The sequence below is a fragment of the Clostridium sp. OS1-26 genome (genome assembly GCF_030915445.1).
Taxonomy (GTDB): Bacteria; Bacillota; Clostridia; order Clostridiales; family Clostridiaceae; genus Clostridium_AM.
On sequence record NZ_CP133264.1, the window covers coordinates 4,617,817 to 4,638,379 of the forward strand.

General features: G+C 29.6%; 16 protein-coding genes and 1 pseudogene. 5 read left to right on the plus strand and 12 right to left on the minus strand.

The features are described from left to right. Positions 1-316 precede the first annotated feature (316 nt). From RCG18_RS22900 to RCG18_RS22915, 4 genes and pseudogenes are all read right to left on the minus strand, one after another. Positions 317-1,039 (minus strand): EcsC family protein, encoded by a 723-nt coding sequence (locus tag RCG18_RS22900; RefSeq protein ID WP_308038296.1) that lies wholly within the window; start codon positions 1,037-1,039, stop codon positions 317-319. 243 nt (positions 1,040-1,282) lie between these two features. Then, positions 1,283-1,897 (minus strand): annotated as a pseudogene (locus RCG18_RS22905) (ABC-2 transporter permease); the annotation flags it as partial. Between the two features lie 27 nt (positions 1,898-1,924). Then, a complete protein-coding gene (locus RCG18_RS22910) occupies positions 1,925-2,791 on the minus strand; it encodes an ABC transporter ATP-binding protein (protein WP_308038297.1) in 867 nt (288 codons plus the stop codon). 3 nt (positions 2,792-2,794) lie between these two features. Beyond that, a complete protein-coding gene (locus RCG18_RS22915) occupies positions 2,795-3,169 on the minus strand; it encodes a GntR family transcriptional regulator (protein WP_211140992.1) in 375 nt (124 codons plus the stop codon). Between the two features lie 274 nt (positions 3,170-3,443). Between RCG18_RS22915 and nudC the strand changes: the two genes are divergently transcribed. Next, entirely contained in the window at positions 3,444-4,229 is a 786-nt protein-coding gene (gene nudC / locus RCG18_RS22920; RefSeq protein WP_308038298.1) for an NAD(+) diphosphatase, read from the plus strand. Between the two features lie 408 nt (positions 4,230-4,637). Here nudC and RCG18_RS22925 read toward each other — a convergent pair whose 3' ends face one another. The 3 genes from RCG18_RS22925 to hisS form a co-directional block, all read right to left on the minus strand. Beyond that, on the minus strand, positions 4,638-7,115 hold the full coding sequence (locus RCG18_RS22925; RefSeq protein ID WP_308038299.1) for an ABC transporter substrate-binding protein: 2,478 nt from the start codon (positions 7,113-7,115) through the stop codon (positions 4,638-4,640). A gap of 259 nt (positions 7,116-7,374) precedes the next feature. Beyond that, positions 7,375-8,679: a hemolysin family protein gene (locus RCG18_RS22930; protein ID WP_308038300.1), complete on the minus strand. Its 1,305-nt coding sequence runs from the start codon at positions 8,677-8,679 to the stop codon at positions 7,375-7,377. Positions 8,680-8,928: 249 nt separating this feature from the next. Further along, complete coding sequence (gene hisS, locus RCG18_RS22935) at positions 8,929-10,245, minus strand: histidine--tRNA ligase (RefSeq protein WP_308038301.1); 1,317 nt, start codon at positions 10,243-10,245, stop codon at positions 8,929-8,931. A gap of 439 nt (positions 10,246-10,684) precedes the next feature. On the opposite strand from hisS, the gene RCG18_RS22940 reads away from it, so the two are divergent. Beyond that, entirely contained in the window at positions 10,685-11,476 is a 792-nt protein-coding gene (locus RCG18_RS22940; RefSeq protein ID WP_308038302.1) for a Cof-type HAD-IIB family hydrolase, read from the plus strand. 91 nt (positions 11,477-11,567) lie between these two features. Here the strand turns inward: RCG18_RS22940 and RCG18_RS22945 are convergent, their stop codons facing one another. Next, positions 11,568-12,434, minus strand: a complete 867-nt coding sequence (locus RCG18_RS22945; RefSeq protein WP_308038303.1) for a LysR family transcriptional regulator — start codon at positions 12,432-12,434, stop codon at positions 11,568-11,570. 133 nt (positions 12,435-12,567) lie between these two features. On the opposite strand from RCG18_RS22945, the gene RCG18_RS22950 reads away from it, so the two are divergent. Both RCG18_RS22950 and RCG18_RS22955 read left to right on the plus strand, forming a co-directional pair. Continuing rightward, entirely contained in the window at positions 12,568-13,404 is an 837-nt protein-coding gene (locus tag RCG18_RS22950) for a sulfite exporter TauE/SafE family protein (protein WP_308038304.1), read from the plus strand. Next, entirely contained in the window at positions 13,404-13,763 is a 360-nt protein-coding gene (locus RCG18_RS22955) for a DUF1634 domain-containing protein (protein ID WP_308038305.1), read from the plus strand. Before RCG18_RS22950 ends, RCG18_RS22955 begins: the two co-directional genes overlap by 1 nt. Positions 13,764-13,960: 197 nt before the next feature. Here the strand turns inward: RCG18_RS22955 and RCG18_RS22960 are convergent, their stop codons facing one another. The 4 genes from RCG18_RS22960 to RCG18_RS22975 form a co-directional block, all read right to left on the minus strand. Continuing rightward, complete coding sequence (locus tag RCG18_RS22960; protein WP_308038306.1) at positions 13,961-15,202, minus strand: HAMP domain-containing sensor histidine kinase; 1,242 nt, start codon at positions 15,200-15,202, stop codon at positions 13,961-13,963. Positions 15,203-15,208: 6 nt separating this feature from the next. Then, on the minus strand, positions 15,209-15,904 hold the full coding sequence (locus RCG18_RS22965; RefSeq protein WP_308038307.1) for a response regulator transcription factor: 696 nt from the start codon (positions 15,902-15,904) through the stop codon (positions 15,209-15,211). 201 nt (positions 15,905-16,105) lie between these two features. Then, on the minus strand, positions 16,106-18,610 hold the full coding sequence (locus RCG18_RS22970; RefSeq protein WP_308038308.1) for an ABC transporter permease: 2,505 nt from the start codon (positions 18,608-18,610) through the stop codon (positions 16,106-16,108). Between the two features lie 54 nt (positions 18,611-18,664). Beyond that, on the minus strand, positions 18,665-19,360 hold the full coding sequence (locus tag RCG18_RS22975; protein ID WP_308038309.1) for an ABC transporter ATP-binding protein: 696 nt from the start codon (positions 19,358-19,360) through the stop codon (positions 18,665-18,667). A gap of 666 nt (positions 19,361-20,026) precedes the next feature. Between RCG18_RS22975 and RCG18_RS22980 the strand changes: the two genes are divergently transcribed. Next, positions 20,027-20,491 carry an aminoacyl-tRNA deacylase gene (locus RCG18_RS22980; protein WP_374118971.1) on the plus strand — a complete coding sequence of 155 codons (465 nt, stop codon included), beginning with the start codon at positions 20,027-20,029 and terminating at the stop codon, positions 20,489-20,491. Positions 20,492-20,563: the final 72 nt, after the last annotated feature.

Sequence of the window (20,563 nt, forward strand, 5' to 3'; positions counted from 1 at the left end):
CAAATCACTCGTATAGTAAGTTATGCCAGAAAACGTTATCTTCATTATTTATTTACAATTTTAGTTTGTTGCCTAATTACATTATTGAATTATTATAACTATATTGCTGTAATATTATTTGCCATATTATTATATTTATCCGATATCATATCATTACTTATGGATATTTTAAGAGCAATTTTTTACTTGCGTATTAATAATAGTCTATGATGTTATGTTAGAGTCAACATTTAAGCTTAAATTTTAATAATGGTATTAAAATTAGTAGAGGGTATGTATTATAATGCATATAGAACATTATGATACATACCCTTTATTAATTGTTTTTGAAAATTCTCATTCTATAAGCATTAATTGCCGTTTCACCAAGCTTATCTAATAATTGATAGTTTGCATAAGCCCCAATCACAGCTCCAATTCCCGGAACTAACTGCAACATTTTTGCTAAGTCGATATAGTCTCTATATTCCTGCTGAAAAGTTCTCCAATCAAAGTAATTTACATCTTCCGGAAGGTATTTGACATAGTTTTCCCAGTCTGCAATCTCTAAATAAACTCGTGCTCTTCTCTCAGGACTTGAAAAAGCTAACTGGAATATATATAAAATATATAATCTTTCTTTGTAATTTGCTGCATTAAAACCATATAAGCTTGCTATCTCAAATAAAAATTTTATTTTTATGCTTAAAAGTATTGGAAAGTCTGCTAATCCTAGGAGCAATCCCCCTGCTCCTGTGCCAGCGCCACTAACAACAGCAGCTTTTCTATAAGAATTTAATTTTTCCTTAACCAATCTTTCTCTTTTTTCTAAAGATACATTCATTAGTGGCAACTTTGTTGTAAATTCAGAACCTAGAAGTACTACTTTCACCGTATTTTTTATTGCTTCTGTAATTACTATATTTGCTTTATCTGGTATTAGGTTATTGACCTTGTTTTGCAGCCCTTTAGTTACTTTGCTTGTAAATGATGGTTTCTTTAACATCTTTTTCTGCCATAATTTTAGTTCATCTATAGCTTGCTCTGTGTAATTATTCATACCTACTCCTTAAAAATGTTTAATTTACTATAATTTGTCGCCAAAATAAGTAAGAGAGATGAGATAAAGTATAATAATGTTCTATATACATTACTTGTAATAGAAACTTTTGAAGCAGATATAAAAGTTATTCCGCTTAAACAGTAAAGTAAAATATTAATGTATTTTGTAGTTCTCATTTCACTACTCCTAATCTTCCTTTATAATATTTAGCAAGATAACATATTTACATTCTTTAGTTCTCTAAAATTCCCTGCTCTCATATAGCTTAACAGATAGTAATAAGGAACCTAGAATCATGATTATTATAGTACCTAAAAGGTATACTAATATCTGCATATCAGATTTACTAGTAAAGAAATTTATTATAGTATTTATAAATATATTACTTTGAATTTTACTTATTATTTTTGTAAATGCTGCTCCCAGGAAGAAAACAAGAAAAAACATTACAAAGATAACAACTCTAGATTTTGTATATCCAACTTTAAAGAGAATAGGAATATATATACCATTTAAAAGAGTTATAGCAAAAAGTGCACCAATTATTTCTTCAAAAGTAACAGAATGTATTGTAATAGGAGATCCTAATAACCTTACTACAATTGCTGTAAGGAAATATGCAGCTACCCCTACTCCAAAGTATATAAAAACAGAAAGATATTTCGCCAATACAATATTTCTTCTTTTTATAGGTAGACTGTTTAACATAATATCTGATTTATTCTTCTCTTCCAGTGAAAATCCTGTTATGACGAGCATATAACTGACAATCGCCATTGCTGAAACAAAACCTGCTTCTTTGAGGAACACTATTAAAAATATCATATATACAAAGGTAAATAACACTGTCTTTTTTGTATTAAAATATCTTTTATTATAAGATTAAACATTTAATTCCCTCCTTGTACAATACAACATGACATCTTCTAGAGATGGTTTTTCTATGATGATACCATCCTTAATAAATTTGTTTATACTGCTTCGATTTTTTGCTAATCCCTCAAAACCAAATTGATTTTCTTTTATACCAACGAAATTTTTTCTCGTATCTTCATTTAAAAACTCTTTCTTTCCTTTTACAAGGCCATAACAATCTATAATTTCATCTTTAGTTGTGCTAAATAAGATTTCACCATCGTTAATTAAAGTGACATAATCAGCTATTTTATCTAAATCTGATGTAATGTGTGTTGAAAAAAATATACCTTTATTTTCATCTTGCATTAAATAAGAAAATATGTCCAGAAGCTCATTTCGTATCAATGGGTCTAACCCCGAAGTTGGCTCATCCATAATAATAAGTTCCGCTTGATGCGAAAGTGCAATTGCTAGAGAGAATTTCATTTTCATTCCTTTTGATAGTTCTTTTATCTTTTTTTTAGGTGATAGAGTAAATTCTTTTAAATATTTATTAAAACATTCATTACTCCAGTTTTTATATAGAGGAGCAATGATTCTCTTCATTTCAGAAATAGTTAACTCCTCATAAAAGTAATTTTCATCATAGACAAAGCCAATTCTATTTTTAATTTCATTTTCATTTTTGACATTGTCTAATCCAAAAACTTTTATCTCTCCAGCATCCTTCTTTAGCAGATTCATTATTAGCTTAATGGTGGTACTTTTACCTGCTCCATTAGGACCAATAAATCCCATAATAAACCCCTTTTCAAGAGTGAAACTGATATTTTTAAGAGAAAAATCCTTAAAATCTTTTTTCAAATTTTTTATTTCTAAAATTGGTGCCATTTATTAAACCTCCTCATAGAAAAGCTTAAGCATTTCTTTCATTTCTTCTAATGATAAATTTATACTTTTTCCTGCAGTAATCGCTTCCAAAAGTTTTTCTTCCACCATCTTCAATCTAGTTTCTCGCATAAGCTCCTTATTTTGTGCAGCTACATAAGTGCCTTTGCCAGGTATTGTTACAATATACCCATCTTTTTCAAGTTCGTCATAAGCTCTTTTTGTTGTAATTACACTAATTTGAAGTTCTTTTGCTAAGTTTCTAATTGATGGAAGGCCCTCAGCCTCTGAAAGCTCACCTTTTAAAATTGACTGCTTTATTTGTGTAACGATTTGTGCATATATGGGCTCCTGTGATGAATTAGAAATAATTATATTCATTATTTTATACCAACCCTCCAGTCAATGTATACTGTATATATACATTATATACAGTCAAACATCTAATGTCAACACTTACCAAAGTTTTTGTAGACTTTTCTATTGTATGAAGTAAGTGAGTTCATACAATAGTCTTAGCAGTTTATTGTTTTGTGCGTTGATTTAGTGTGAAAATATTTGAATGATTGACCACTAGATAAATAAATAATGAAAATAATAATAAATTTATGGTATTATTAACATAATAAATTAAATGCAAAAGGTGTGACTAAAGATGAAACGATTTTATTTTATATTTAATAGCGATGAACTGCTGGTTAAAATTAAAGACAAGCACATATCCTTCATCAATGATGATGATATGAATTTCCTAAAAATTAGTTTAATAAATTCAAACAGTTTTGTATCAGAAGATAACAATGAATACATATTTGGAGAATTAGATAAACAAATAAATGTTATTGAGCCATTTCAGTTTATTAAAATTCGCTCACTTATAGCATTACTTGACATTCCTCTATTTAATTTGGCTTCTAGAGCCCTTCACTTACTTAACTGGAATAGAACTTATAAGTATTGTAATAAATGCGGCTCTCCCCTTATGGATAAAGATGATGAAAGAGCAAAAGTCTGCCCTAGCTGTGGTCTAATAGTTTATCCAAGAATATCGCCAGCAATAATAACTGCTGTTGTCAAGGATAACAAATTACTGCTAGCTCATAACGTTAACTTTAATAAAGATGTCTACAGCGTTATAGCTGGATTTGTAGAACCTGGGGAATCCTTTGAAGCTTGTGTTGCTAGAGAAGTTTTTGAGGAAATCGGAATACAAGTTAAGAATGTAAAATATTTTGGTAGCCAACCTTGGCCTTTCCCAGATTCTTTGATGGTAGCATTTACATGTGAATATAGCAGCGGTGAAATAAAAGTAGACGGAATAGAGATCAGCGATGCAGATTGGTATAGTGTAGAAGAGCTTCCTAAAATACCGACTAAGGGAAGTATAGCTCGCAATTTAATAGAATGGTTTGTAGATAATTATAGGAATACAAAACAATAAACAACTTAATTACTAATAAATAATTTCTAAAAAGAATATCCCTACATAGTTAAAAAGAGCACATACTAATATAGAGAAACTAACCAAAAAATTGACTTATACAGAGGGATATGCTTCTAAAGCTGAAGTAGATTTAAAAACTTTGTGCCAGTCTTAGTGAAGGGTTTTAAGAGAACCTTAGAACTTTAGAGTTGTTTGAGCACAGCGAGTTCTCAAAAGTTCTTAGGTTGTCTTGAAACACGCACTCTGTGTAAGCGACTATCACCAAATCAAAGATTTGGGATATCTGCTTAAGCTTTAGACTGGCTAAAAGTTTTTAACGTGCTGAAGCTTGGAAGCATATCCCGGCGTATAAGTCAATTTTCGGCCTTAAAAACCTATAGTATGTACTCTTTTAATTTTGAGTAACTATTTTTCTATTATTATATCTTCATATCTAACTATTCCAAGAGGACTAATTCTTACACCAATTACGCCTTCTCTTGAAGCATGTCCGAGCTGTGGATGATATAAGAATATCCAAGGTGAATCATCAACTATGATTTGCTGCAGCTCTTTATATACCTGAACCCTCTTATCAGGATTAATAATTTCTTTAGCCTTTTCCATCATTTCTGTAACCTTTGGATTATTATATCCAGTGAAGTCTGTAAAGTTAGAAGGATTAAACATAGGTTGAAGAAAATTATCCATATCTCCAGTATCTGATATCCATCTACTTAAAAACAAATCACTTCCATTTATTGATTCTGGGTTAAGATATTTATCAGGACTTACCTTTTCCAAAGTACATTCAATCCCTACTTCTTTTAAATCATTTATAATTGATTGTGTTATTTTATAAAAAATTGTCTCATCACTTTCATCTCTAATTAAGATTCTAAACTTTGAGTTTCCTATTAAAACACGCTTTCTATCTAAAATTTCTCTTGCTAACCTTTGATTATAGGCAAAACCTGATAAGTAGTTATTGTCAACCATATTGGGAGGCATAGGTCCTTTAGCTTCCTCTCCAAGACCGCCTAATATTTCATCTATAATTTTCTTTTTATTAATCGCTAAATTAAAGGCCTTCCTAATTTCATTGTCTTTTGCAAATATGGAATTTGATCGCAGATTAAAGCCAGCATAATAAGTTCCCATTACGCTTTTATATTTTATATCTAAGCCTTTAACTTTTGACAATTCTTCCATCTGTTTTTTATTGTCTATTGTAACAAAGTCACATTCATTATCGATAAAGCTTTCTATGGACTTTATTCCTTCAAATCTTACAATGATTTTATCCACATATGGAGAACCACCAAAATAATTATTAAAAGCAGTTAACACACATCTATCCTTTTCAATACTTTCTAAAATATATGGACCACAGCCAGTGAATTTTCCTTTCTCAACATCTTCTTTAGCAAGTATAGAGCAAACATATTGTCCAAGATTAAGTAAAAATCCAGTGTATGGTCTTGTGAGTTTGAGTGAAACTCTATGCTTATCAAGTATTTTTATACCCTTAACTTCTTGCGCGATTCCTTCATTATATTCTTTTGCACCATCAATTTGTTCTAAGAACCAACTGTTTGGAGACTTTAGGGATGGCCTTAATAATCTCTCATATGTATATTTAATATCCTCTGCTGTTATTTCTCTACCATTATGAAACTTAGCACCTTTTCTTAGGTTAAATATCCATGTTAAGTTGTCCTCTTCAACATACCAGCTTTTTGCGACTCCAGGAGTAATTTCTCCGGTAGAGCTTATTAGCAGCAATCCACCATGTACATTATATAGAATTTGTCCACTCTGAGTATCAATTGCAAGCTGTGGATCATAGTCTAATGGAGACTCACTTAAAAATGTTGTAAGCACTAACTCAGCTTTTTCATCTGTTTCAATCTTGTCTAAAAGCTTTGTAGATATGCTTTGGAGATCTTTTGAAACATTTGAAAGAATACTTAGTGAGGTTTTAGTATATTGAGTATTTAGTGATGCAGTTTCTACCATGCACATAACCTTCTCAGAGGTTCTATCCATTTCTTCTGTAGAAGATATTATGTTTTCAAGGCTTTCAGTCTGTTTAGAGACTGCTGCATTAATCTCCTCTGCTACCTCGCTAGTAGTACTTACAGCATTTATTATGTTATTAAATACTTCTTTAGTATTTTTTCCAATATCACTTCCCTCTAATACTTTCTCCATGCTTTTATTCATAGCGCCTATAGTTTCATCTATACTACTATTTATTTCATTAATAGTAGTTGATATATGTCCAGCTGATTCTGCACTTCTCTGAGCAAGATTTTTAACTTCTTGAGCAACTACTGCAAACCCTCTTCCAGCTTCTCCAGCTCTAGCTGCTTCAATAGATGCATTTAAGGATAAAAGATTTGTATGATTTGCTATATCTTTAATAATTGCAAGCATTTCATTTATATGAGCTGCTTTTAAACTTAAATCGTTTACTACTCTTTTAGCATTTTGAACGGACAGTTCAATTTCATTCATAGCTGATATAGAGCTGTCTACTGCATCGCTACCTTCTCTAGCTATTTCCATTGTCTGTTCTGCTATACGTTTTGAGTTCTCAGTACTTGCAAAAACTTCCTCAGCTAATGCTGAGTAATTACTTATTTCATTTACAACTTTTTCAATAGATTCTTTTTGTATTTCGGCATTTTTAGCAATATCTTGTGTTAACGATATTAAGTTTTCAGCTGCAAAACCAGTTTCTTCAATCTTATCATTTATCCTTGTTACTATGCATTTTTGATTATGTTTTAAAAGACTTAATTCATTTTTATTTTGCATGTTATGCAAAATTTCATTTTTAAGTGGCCTATAAACAGCTTCCTTATCTAAGTTTTCTTTACTTTTTTTCCATCTAAACATTAACTTCACCTCATTTGACTATTACAACTACTTTATTCTACAGTATTTTAGCATATTTTTCAAAACATTTCCTCTACATTTCGTTTATTGACATTTTTCTCAATAAAAGCTACTTATAAAAATAAATTTGCTAATTTTTTCCCTGCATTTTTCAAAATTTAATTGTGTCTTAATTGCTTGAATAATTACTTTTAAACAAAAAGATGCTGGTTTAACCCAGCATCCAATGTTCAAACAATACTTATTGATATTATATTTATTATCCTATATAAACTTTAAGTTCTTCTATTCTTTTTTCATTTACCTTCTCAATTTTAAACTTTAAGTTATCATATTCAACAGTACTATCATCATCATCTTTAGGTATAGTTCCTAAAAGTGTTACTACAAATCCTCCGATAGTATCTATATCATCTGAAGGTAAATTGATATTTAAACTTTCATTAACTTCATCTATTGGTATTAATCCATTAACTAAATAGGTATTTGAATCAATTTTCTTAATGTAATCTGTATTTTCATCATACTCATCAAATATATTCCCCATAATTTCTTCAATTAAGTCTTCTATTGTTAAAATACCTGAAAATCCTCCATATTCATCAATCAATATGGCCATATGATTATTTGTACTCTGTAACTCTCTAAATAAAGCGTCTATATTCTTAGTTTCTGGAACAAAATGAGGCGGTCTCAGAAGAGTTTTTATATTTATATTTTCAATATCTTTATTTTTTAATTGAATAAATAGATCTTTCATATATAAAACACCAATAATATTATCAATGTCATCTTCATATATAGGTATTCTTGAATATTGTTCTTCTGATATCTGATTTAAGAGTTCGTCAATTGGAGTATCTAACTCTAAAGCAAATACATTTATTCTTGGAGTCATTATTTCCTTAGCTAAAGTATCATCGAATTTAAAAATGCTATCTATCATGTCCTTTTCAATTTCATTAATAACTCCATTCTCTTCTCCAACCTTAATCATTGATCGTATTTCTTCTTCTGATACTTTTTCTTCAAGGTTGTCTAAATTCATGCCAAATATTTTAACTAGTATATTTGTTGATGCTGTGAGCATTTTTACAAATGGAGAAGAGATTTTAGATATAAATAATATTGGTTTAATTGAAAACATAGCTATTTGTTCTGATTTTTGTAATGCAATTCTTTTTGGAAATAGTTCTCCAAAAACCAAAGTAACATATGACAGTAGCACTGTTATAACAACAACAGATATTTCGTCACTTCCTGGTATACTAAACTTATTTAGTACATTTGAAAGATGCTTAGATATCTTTGTTGCTGCAGCTGCACTGGCTAAAAAGCCTGCCAAGGTGATTCCAACCTGAATTGTAGCTAAAAATTTACTAGGCTCATTTAAAAGTTTTAGCAAATACTTTGCTTTTACATTACCTTCTTCAGCAAGATGATTAACTTTATTCTTGTTTAAAGAAACTATAGCCATCTCTGAAGCTGAAAAAAAAGCATTAATTAGAACTAAAACTAAGATAAATAATAACTCTAGTAAAATACTACTCGGACCATTGTCCATTAATTATTCCCCCTAACACAAATAAGAAATATAGAGTAAATTATAACATAAATTCGTCTGATATTAAAATATCGTAGACAATCAAATGCTACGTATAATCTCATTTATTCGCTTTAACAGACAAATACATAATATTATATAAGGAATTTATATCTTTTATTCTTGAAATATCTTAAAATCTTTAAATTTTGGAAGGATTTATAGAAGTTAAAATAAAACTGGCACATAACACATGCCAGTTTTTTAGATTTACAGTTTTACTTTATTAATTATTTCTTCTACGGATAAACTAGATTGTTCCCCAGTATTCATGTCTTTTAGCGTTAATATTTTGCTGCTAACTTCTTCCTCACCAATTATTATAACAAACGGTATTCTTAGCTTATTGGCATATGAAAGTTTTTTATTAAATTTATTATTTTCTAAATAAACTTCTGAAATAATATTATTTTCTCTTAATTGTTTAACAACTTCTACTGAGTACCCCATAGTTTCCCCCATAGGAACAACTAGCACCTTTGTTAAGGATGAGGATGCATTTTCTTTTAGGATTCCCAGTTCTCTTAGTTGAGAGAACAATCTAGTTAACCCTATAGATATTCCAACACCTTGAAGTTTTTGATTAGTGTAATGCCCTGCTAGATCCTCGTAACGCCCACCAGAGCATATTGATCCGATATTAGGGTAATCATCAAGCATTGTTTCATAAACTGTTCCAGTGTAATATTCTAGTCCCCTCGCTATTTTTAAATCTATAATATAATTTTTTTCTGGAACTCCAAAACACCCAATATAATGAATAACCTTAGATAGTTCATCTATACCAACCTTAAAGTCTTCATTTTCAATATTTAGCTCTGTTAGTGAATTTAATATTTCTTGATTACTTCCCTTTATATCAATAAAATTAACTATTTTATCAACAGCAGCTTCATCTAATCCTAACTCCTTCAGTTCCTTACAAACTGCCTCCATACCTACTTTATCTACCTTATCAATGATTCTTAATACCTCTACACCATTTGAAATTCCAAGGTAACTAAAAAATCCATTTAAGATTTTTCTATTATTTATACGTATTTTAAAAGAACTTAATCCAATTTCTGTGAATATTGAATATATTATGCTTGGAATCTCTGCATCATTAATTATGCTTAATTCTCCATTGTTAATGATATCTATGTCGCATTGATAAAATTCGCGGTAACGTCCTTTCTGATTTCTTTCACCTCTAAATACCTTACCTATTTGATATCTGCGGAATGGAAAAGTTAAATCAGACATATGCTGAGCAGAATATCTAGCAAAAGGAACTGTTAAGTCAAATCTCAATGATATATCATTGCTTCCTTTAGTAAATCTATAAATTTGCTTATCAGTTTCTTGCCCTCCCTTAGCTAATAATATTTCTGTTTTTTCTATTATAGGAGTATCCATAGGTATAAAACCGCTTTTTTCATAATTATTCCTAATAATATCCATAATATTATTAAATACAATTTGATCCGCTGGTAGTAACTCCATGAATCCTGGTAAAGTTGATGGTTTAATAAACTGTTTTTCCATTTTCATTCCTCCTGAATTATTTTCTATTTTATTTACATAAAAAACCCATGCAGGCTTTGTACCTACATGGGTAATAATTTACTAAATTAACTACCATCACCATAGATACAACTGCTATAAATTCAAGCAGACCTACATCTATGGTTATTTTCCATGACGTAAGTCTCTACTAATGATGGTGATGAGTTGTTTTAAACATTATAATTAAGCTTTGCATAATTTTTTCTCCTAAATATATAATATTTATAATTATAATATATCACATTAAATTATTAAAGTACAATATTCCTTTTTTATTATTATATGCATTATTTATTATAACTTTCTTTTTTATATTGAAATACAGCAAATTTCGATGATTTACTATTAAAACATATATTTTTTTAAAATGTCATAATATAATAAAGCTCTACACTATAGGAGAAAGAGGTTGATCTATATGATAAAGCTTATAGCAAGTGATATGGATGGTACATTATTAAATGAACATGATAAATTAAATGAAGAATTTTTTCATATAATAGAGAAGCTTAAGGAAAGAAATATAATATTCGTTGCCGCAAGCGGCAGGCAATACTACAATCTTGAAAATAAGTTTTCCAGAGTTAAGAATGATATAATATATGCCGCTGAAAATGGAAGCTTTGTAGTTTATGAAGGTGAAGAGATCTATTCTAGTATATTAGATAAAAATAGAGTCAAAGAGCTCATAAAAATTGGAAGAGAACTCGACTGCTGCGAAATAATATTATGTGGTAAAAAATCAGCATATATTGAGAAAAATTATAAAGAATTTATAGAGGAAGTTGAAAGATATTATTTAAAATATAAAATAGTTGATGATCTCGATGAGGTTGACGATGATATTTTAAAGTTTACACTATGCGATTTTAAAGGATCTGCTGAAAATTCAAACAACGTATTTGAACCAATTTGGGGAAAGTCACTTCAAATTACTGTATCCGGACAAATTTGGCTTGACATTATTAATAGAGATGTACATAAGGGTGTAGCTATTAAATACATTCAAGAAAAATTAAATATAACCGCTGAAGAAACAATGGTTTTTGGTGATTATTTTAATGATGTAGAAATGTTTAAATCCGCTTATTACAGTTATGCAATGGATAATGCACCAGAAGAGGTTAAAAAACATGCTAGATTTATTGCTAAAAGCAATAGAGAAAATGGAGTATTGGAAGTTATAAAAAATGAGGTTTTAAACAAGTAGTAAATAAGTTGATTGCTGAATGCTTATTATATTTTAATATAACATAAAACCTATCAGATACATTTAATAGGTTTTATGTTTATTCTATATGTTACACCTCAAAAAATTCTAAAAAATGCTTAGCTGCAGTTGATAAATATCTATCTTTTCTCCATATTGCTGCTATACTTGTTTCTAAAGATGGTTCACTAATATCTTTATAATTTAAATTTGTGTTCTTAACAAGCTCCAATGCAGTCTTAGGTACAATGGCTATACCAATGCCAGATTGAGCCCATAATAATGTGGTTCTCGCATCATCGTTTTTACAAATTATTTTTGCTTCAAATCCTATCTTAAGACAAGACTCAGATATTATCTTTTCAAACCTTCTATATATAATTAATGGTTTGTCTATTAAATCAGTAAGAGATATAACTTTGTCTTCTTCAAGCCAATTACAGTCTTTCGCATATACTGCTATCATAGGTTCTTTTGATAGAAATCTCACTTCAAATTCATCTGTATTAAAAGGGGTCCTCACAATTCCAATTTCTATTACACCATTATTTAATATCTCTAATATTCTAAAAGTGTTTCCTTCCCATACCTCAAAACTTACACCAGGATACTCACTATGAAAGCTTTTTATTCTCTCTGGAAGAAGTGTAGCTCCAGAAGAAGATACTGTACCTATAGACAACGTTCCTTTTAGCCCAGTACCAAAATCCTTTAATTCTTTAACTGTAGACTGCGCTAGTTCTAGCATTTGTTCAGCTCTATTGCGTAATATTTTACCAGCATCTGTTAGTTGAATTTTACGACTCCCTCTTTCAACAAGCTTAACGCCTAACTCTTCCTCAAGCAGCTTTAGATGGTAACTAAGGGGTGGTTGAGCAATATTTAATCTTTTTGCAGCTCCTGTTATTTGCCCTTCTTCAGCTATTGCCAAAAAATATTTAAGTTGCTTTATATCCATAAAAAATCATCACCTCTGATATACAATTTTTATATCGAACAGATACATATTTAATATTTTTAATATGTATTTTTACCTGTTATAATAATACTTGAAATTTCTAATTTGTTCAAACTATAAAGGAGATGATGTTTTGTCATTAGTAGCATTAAAAATTTTAATAATATCTGTTATAGCTGGAGTAGTAGGTTCCGTACTTGGTCTTGGTGGTGGTACTGTAATTACTCCTGCACTCACACTATTATTCGGAGTTGATATAAAACACGCTATTGGAGCAAGTATTATTTCAGTAATTGCCACCTCTAGCGGATCAGCTATAGCATATATAAAAGATAAAATAACTAATATAAGAGTGGGAATGTTTCTTGAAATAGCCACCACTACTGGAGCTATAACAGGAGCTTTCTTGGGAGGCGTAATAAATCCCAACTACCTTTATGTTCTCTTTGGAATATTATTATTATACTCTGCTTTTGCAATGCTAAAAAAAGGCAAAGATGAATTGCCTCAGAATGTATCAGTTCACCCATTAGCAAAAAAATTTAAGTTAAATGGAGAATACTATGATAAAGCTTTGGAAAAAAATGTTGCTTATAATGTAGATGGCGTACCAGCTGGTTTTAGCGTTATGTATGGTGCTGGAGTTATTTCAGGTCTTCTCGGTATAGGCAGCGGTAGTTTTAAAGTTATGGCTATGGACTTATGTATGAAGCTTCCTTTGAAAGTGTCTAGTGCAACCAGTAATTTTATGATGGGAGTAACTGCTGCCGCTAGTGCTGGTGTGTATTTTCTTAAAGGTGATATAGATCCTAAGATTGCTGCTCCTGTTGCTCTTGGAGTTCTTGCAGGTGCTACAATAGGAGCTAGAATTATGCAGCAACTAAAAAGCAAAACAATTAGAAAAATATTTATACCTTTTCTAGCTTATGTAGCAATACAAATGATTTACAAAGGAATGGGAGGACACTAATGAAAGAAAATAATATTGAAGAAGTAGAAATTATAATAAGTAAATCTTTAAGGATAGGAGTTTTACTGAGTTCATCAGTAATATTAATAGGACTGTTGATGTTTTTAATATCTGGACACAGTGGATATCCAGAAAATTTCTATCCAACTACGCTTTCTGCTGTGGTATTAGGTTGTTTGTCTTTTAGACCCTATGCTATTATACTTTTAGGATTAATGATTTTAATAGCAATTCCAGTATTTCGCGTTGGTGTTTCAATTATTGTTTTTTTAAAAGAAAAGGATTATTTATATGTAAAAATTACCACTGTGGTTTTTGTAATATTAATCATAAGCTTTTTAATGGGCAAAGTCGGGTAAAAATAAATCTTGAATTAGCTTAAGGATAAATATTGAATAAACATAAGGACATATAAAAAAGGCTTGCAATAAGATTTGTTATGAATTTTTTAAGTAGGTATATTTAAAAAGAATGTTTAAATATCTACCTATTAATCATCTTATCTAATGCAAGCCTTTTTAATATCGAAAGTTATAGCATTAAACAATTTATATGTTTAATATTTTAGAAATGTGACGATAAATTTTGTTCCTTTTCCTACTTTACTTTGTGCTTCAATTGTTCCATTATGCGCTTCAATTATTGATTTTGCTAAAGCTAATCCAATTCCTACAGAGTCACTTTTTCTTGAGGTCTTTGCTTTATAAAATCTTTTGAAAATATGAGGTAAGTCCTTATCATCAATTCCTTCGCCAGTATCTGTTATAATTATTCTTCTATAAATAGGGTTTTCCGCTAATTCTATGATTATTTCTCCTCCTTGAGCAGTATGTTCTACGCCATTTTTAATAATATTTATTAAAGCTTCTTCAATCCATAATTTATCATGCTTGAAAACTACCTCAGAAATTTCCTTGAAAACTATTTTAATATTATTTTGCAGCGCCTTGCTTTCAAGTGCATCTATTGAATCTTGTATAGTCTCATTTAAGCTTTGCTTTTCCTTTACAAACTCTATAGCTTTTGCATCAAGCTTAGCAAGCTTAAGCATACTTTTGATTAACCAATTCATTCTACTAAGCTGATTTTGATTATTTAATAAAAAAGTTTCTCTTTGTTCCTTTGATAGATCTTTACTCAGCAAGATGTCATTATAAACGATCATTGATGACAGAGGAGTTTTTAGCTGATGCGATATATCAGACAATAGGTCAACTAAAAATTGCTTTTCATTTTTAAGGGCATCTATATTATTTCTAATAATTTCTCTCATAGAATTAAAGGAACTTGCTAGCTTAGAGAAGTCTCCTTCTTTATTTTCATTAATTGCTAAGTCATAATCCCCCTCAATTACTTTCTTAGCTCCAATAGTTAACTTTCTTATTTTTTTATAAAAGAATATATATTGAAAATAATTAAACATGAAAAATATTGAGGACATAAGTATAAACAAAAAAATAATACTGTAATTGTTTTTTTTGATAGTCTTGTTAACGTAAGGAAAAATTTCACTTTCTAAATCTTTATTTACACCATATTGATTTAAGATTACCTTACCTTTATCAGCCTCTTCTTGAGATACTTCTCGCGTAATAATAGGTATAATTTCTTTTTCAAGTTCTGGATTTTTATTTATTATTCTTATAGTAATAGCTCCTAAGCTTTTTATGTAGTCATCTTTTAAGTCATCATGATGTAATTTTAGTATAAAAGATTCTAAACACAAAAATATAATCATTAAAAATAGAAGAATAGAAGAGCTTAATTTTAATTCAGGATTAATAAAATATTTTTTCATACATATTTACTCCTTAACAACATCCTTATCCCACTTATATCCTAATCCTCTTAGCGTCACTATATATTCTGGCTCCTTGGAACTATCTTCTATTTTTTCTCTTATTCTTTTAATATAAACAGACAATGTGTTTTCATCGAAAAAAGACTCTGCTCCTTCTGTTAGCCCCTTTAATATTTCATCTCTTTTAATTAATGCCTTTGGCTTATTCATAAATATCAATAGAAGTCTATATTCCTGGGCTGTTAGAACAATTTCTTTATCTTTTTTCTTTACTATTGCCTTTGAATTATCAACTACTATATTTCCACTTATAAGTCTGTCTCCTGAAGGTGATACTTTAGAACTTCTTCTTAGTGATACTTTAATTCTTGATAAAAGCTCTCTAACTCTAAAAGGCTTTGTTATGTAATCATCTCCACCTATTTCGAGACCTAACACTATATTGACTTCATCATCACATGCAGTTAAAAATATTATTGGAATATCACTTTTAGTTCTTATAGACTTACATAGTTCATACCCATTTCCATCTGGCAAATTAACATCTAATAATATTAAATCAAACTGACTTAGCTGAAGTAAATTTTCTGCTTCCGATATCGTTGATGCTCTACAAAGCTCATAGCCTTCATCTTTTAATGTAAATTCTATACCAAGTGCTAGAGATTCATCGTCTTCTACTAGCAATAATTTGTACATACACTTCACCTCTTTTAATTTTTAAGAAACATAATTAATTTAATAATACTTGATTTATATACTAAATTGAATATATAAATATGTAATCCTTAAGTTCTTACCCTATCTTTTAGATAATGCTAAAAATAATGTCATGAACTATGCAGTCCATGACATTAATATCTGATACTCTCACAAATTTCTTTAACCCTTTATATTACATTAAAAATCTTCCCTAATAGCTTCAATTAAGTTTTCTTTTCTGATTCTCGAAAGTGGCGATAGTACTGAAAGATAGCCAATCACTATAGCTGCTATACCTGCAGTAGCTACTGCACTCCAGGGAAATTTCCATGCAAACTCTCTCACTCCACCTAAACCTCTATACATTGAAAATGATAAGGCGCATGCTATTATTGATCCGTATATAGTACCAACTATACCATACATGAATCCTTCTAAAACTATCATTTTCTTTAATCCTTTTTGAGTTAAACCAATAGATTTTAATGCAGCAAATTCTCTTTTTCTTAATATAATATTTGTCGTTATTGTGTTTATTATATTAACACTTCCTATCAAAGATACAACTACAACAAATCCGTATATTAATATCTTTACCATTAGTATTGAGGTCTTTGTTTTTCTATTTTGTTCTATATTATCAATTACTCTTAATGAAGAATTTGATTTTATTGCGGTTTCTATTTCTGTTTTTGCTGCTTCTTCATTCTTAACATCTTTGATTATAATATTTAAACCTACCGGTTCAATACTATTCTTATTAGTTAACTTTTTAGCAACTTCTTCAGTTGTAATAAGCTTTAACCCCTCTTGTGATCCCCAGAAATTAAAAGGTTCATTTTCAACTATCGCCATTACCTTAACCTTTTTAGTTTTTGCTTTGTCAAATTCAATTTTTTTATTGTTATCTCCTGCGATTTCGTTATATTGAAGATCTATTTCATCTCCTACTTTTATATTAGCAACTGGCCCTACATGCTTCTTTTGTGTTTTATCATTGAATATTGTATTTTTGCTAATTAAAATTACTCCATTTTCTCTGTTTAGTTTTTCTACATCAATATCACCAGAAGTTAAATATTTTTTAGAAGCTTCTAAAGCCCCTTGATCATAAACTGTTGTATAGCCATTTAAAATAGTTTTTTGATTGTCACTTGAATTAGTCTTATTATATACTTTACCCATATCTTGAATTTCTTTAATTTCTTTACTCTTATCTATAGCTATATCAAAATGATATGCATCATAAGCCTTATATATCTTATCTATATCATTTACACTTTTGAGATTATCTGTTACTTTTTCGTTTATATAGGCCTCTTCCTTTGTAGCTTGTGAATTTCTTATAACTGAGAAGTGAATATTTTTTGATTCATTAGCATCTTTTCCTATAGTTAATGTCATATCCATGAAAGACTTAAAGGTAATAAATAATACAATACTTATCACTATTGAGAAAACAGTTACTCTATATCTCTTTTTATTTCTTTTTATGTTTTTAACTGCTAGCGCTGCTTCAAAACCAAATACTTTTCCGATAACTCTATTTTTTCTTCTTTTTATTTTTTCTTTTGTTATCGCTGTCCTACTGCTTATAGCTACCAATGGTGATATCCTGCCAGCGAAAATTGCTGGTATCAATGCTGACAAATATATTGATATTAGGCCAACACCCCCACTTATAGCCATAATATTAGGATCTATTACTGGTTTCATAGGAAAAATCGATTCTCCACCAATTAATTTGAAAGCAAAGCTTATTCCATATATAGCTATAATACCACATACTAACCCCAAAGGAACACCTATGGCAGCTAAAACTGTTGCCTCTTTTAATACAATTTTTCTTATTTGTTTTGGCGTTCCTCCTACAGCCCTTAGAAGGCCAAATTGCTTTATTCTTTCCACAACGCTTATTTGAAATGAATTATATATAACTGCTATAGTCGATATTACTACTATTCCAATGATTATACCTAGTGTAGCATATAATCCCCCCATCCCCGAACCTTTATCTCCAGCACCTTGCATCATAAGAAGATAAGTATTTTCTCCAACTTTATCTTTTTTAGTTAATCCTTTTAGTTCATTTACTGCCTTTTTTAAATTTACTTTTGGACTTATTTCCACTAGCAGCATAGACTTTGACTCATCAATTTTATTATTTTTAGTTAATAAAACTCCTTTATTTTCAATTTGATTTCCTATACTGTCTTCCAATATACCTACAAGAGTATATTCTTTTTCATTAACCTTTATTTTATCACCTATTTTACCATTTTTATCAATACGACTTAATGCCCATTTTTCTATTGCCACTTGATTCTCATTTTCTGGAAACTTACCTTGTTTCACTTTATAAGGAAGAAGTTCTAAAGCCTTATCTGTAGCTATTATAACATCAGTGGTTAATTTTCCTTCTAATTTAGTTTCTTCACCTACTGTATAAAATCCACTTCTTGAAACCTTTGGATTATTTGTTATTTTAGAAATTAAACTTTTGTTTGCTTCTTTAAAGGCTAATTGCCATGACCCATAGGAATTTTTAGCGTCATCTATTTGTGCATTTTGTATTCCTTTAAAGAAAAGCCCAATTGAAGATATCAATGCAACTGACAGTATAATTCCTATGATGGTAAGTAAAGTTCTTTTCTTATTAGTCTTTAAATATTTGCCCGTAAGCTGTCCATAATTAGTTATCATTGGGTTACCTCCTAGTATTCTTTAATTCCACATCCTGATATTAATTTACCTTGCCTATGCACCATACTTATTTCTTAGATATTTGTCTGAAACAATTTCACCATCTTCTATGGTAATTACTCTATCAGCCATGGTCGCTATATTAATATCATGCGTAATAAGTATTAATGTCTGGTTATACTTTCTAGCTGTAAATTTCAATAATTCAATTACCTCTTTTGAGTTCTTACTATCAAGGTTTCCCGTTGGTTCGTCCGCAAGTATTATTGAAGGTTTATTTAATAGTGCCCTTCCAATTGACACTCTTTGCTGTTGCCCACCTGACAGCTCGGAGGGAAGATGATTTTTTCTTTCCTTAAGTCCTAATATTTCAATAATTTCTTCCAAATAGCTTTTATCCACTTTATCATTATCTAATAGTGCTGGAAGAGCTATGTTTTCCTCAACATCTAAAACCGGAATTAGGTTAAAAAATTGAAATATAAATCCTATCTTTCTTCTTCTAAATATTGCAAGCTTTTCTTCTTTATAGTTATAAATGCTTTCGCCGTCAATTATAACCTTTCCCTTTGTCGGTCTATCTAAGCCTCCAAGCAAGTGAAGTAATGTACTTTTACCTGAACCAGAAGCCCCTACAATTGCCACAAACTCTCCTTTATTTACTGATAGATTTATATCTTTAAGCGCTTCAACTATATTTTCACCTTTTCCATAAGTTTTGTTTAAGTTTTCAACCTTTAGAATTTCCATATATATCTCTCCTCTGTTTTTATTATCACCATGCTTAAATTATATATCACTACATTCTATTACTCCATGTCATCTAACTTACAAGAAAGAAGTTTCCCTTACAATTTAGTAAGAAAATTAAAAGTTGAGAATGAAGATATTAAAACAATAAAACAAACTATATTAAAATCTGAGAATACTTTTAAAAAATATGCTAGAAATGAATCTAAAAAAGGTCACTTCAGAGTGCGTGGACACCCTTATAAGGGTGATCTGTGTATAATACATAAAAACTTTTTCAGTAATAATTCAAGGAAAGAATTTAAAAATAAGCAACTCTATAGAAATTCAATTTTATGGTTTATAAATTCTTTGTATTTGTCCATAATTTAAATAGAGTAAAAATTATCGAAATGATATTTTGAAAAGTTCTAAAAGTTATATAAGAATAGATGTACCTATAACTGTCGCTTGTATTTTTATTGTAGGAGTTATTTGTGGAATATTATTTTAAACGAAAATAGAACAACCTGCATCTTAAGTAAATACAGACTCTTTTCCTTTAATAAAATTCCTTTATTTGTATTGCTAAAAACTATATAATTATATTGATACATAAAGTCATATTCGTAATTTATTTCAAAATATTATTGTAAATATATTTAAAATCGAAATGGAGTGATAAAATTGAAAGAATTTGAAGAAAAATTGAAAGAATATATAGTAGAGAATAACATAGATGCAGAACAATATATTTATGAGAATACCTGCCACTCTGTACAAGAGGCCGCATCTGCCGCTAATGCATCTCCAAAAGATATTGTAAAAAGTATATGTTTAATGGATAACGATGGTAATCTTATTGTTGCTATTGTTAAAGGGGAAGATAGGGTAAGTACATCAAGGGTAGCAAAAGCATTAAATATAGAACTTCCCAAAACTGCAACTCCTGAAGAAATACTCGATAAAACTGGATACATATGTGGAGGAGTGCCGTCATTTGGCTATGAAGCTATATTTTTAATTGACCCAAAAGTTATGGAAAATGAGCTCGTTTATACTGGTGGAGGCTCACCTTATTCATTAACAAAAATTTCAACAAAAGTACTACATCAGATAAATAAAGGCCAAATAGTTAGAGTAAGAAAATGATTTTTTCTTTATAGTATTCTTATTTTATAAATTTAAACAAGCCTACATCCACTTTCAGATACAAGCTCATAT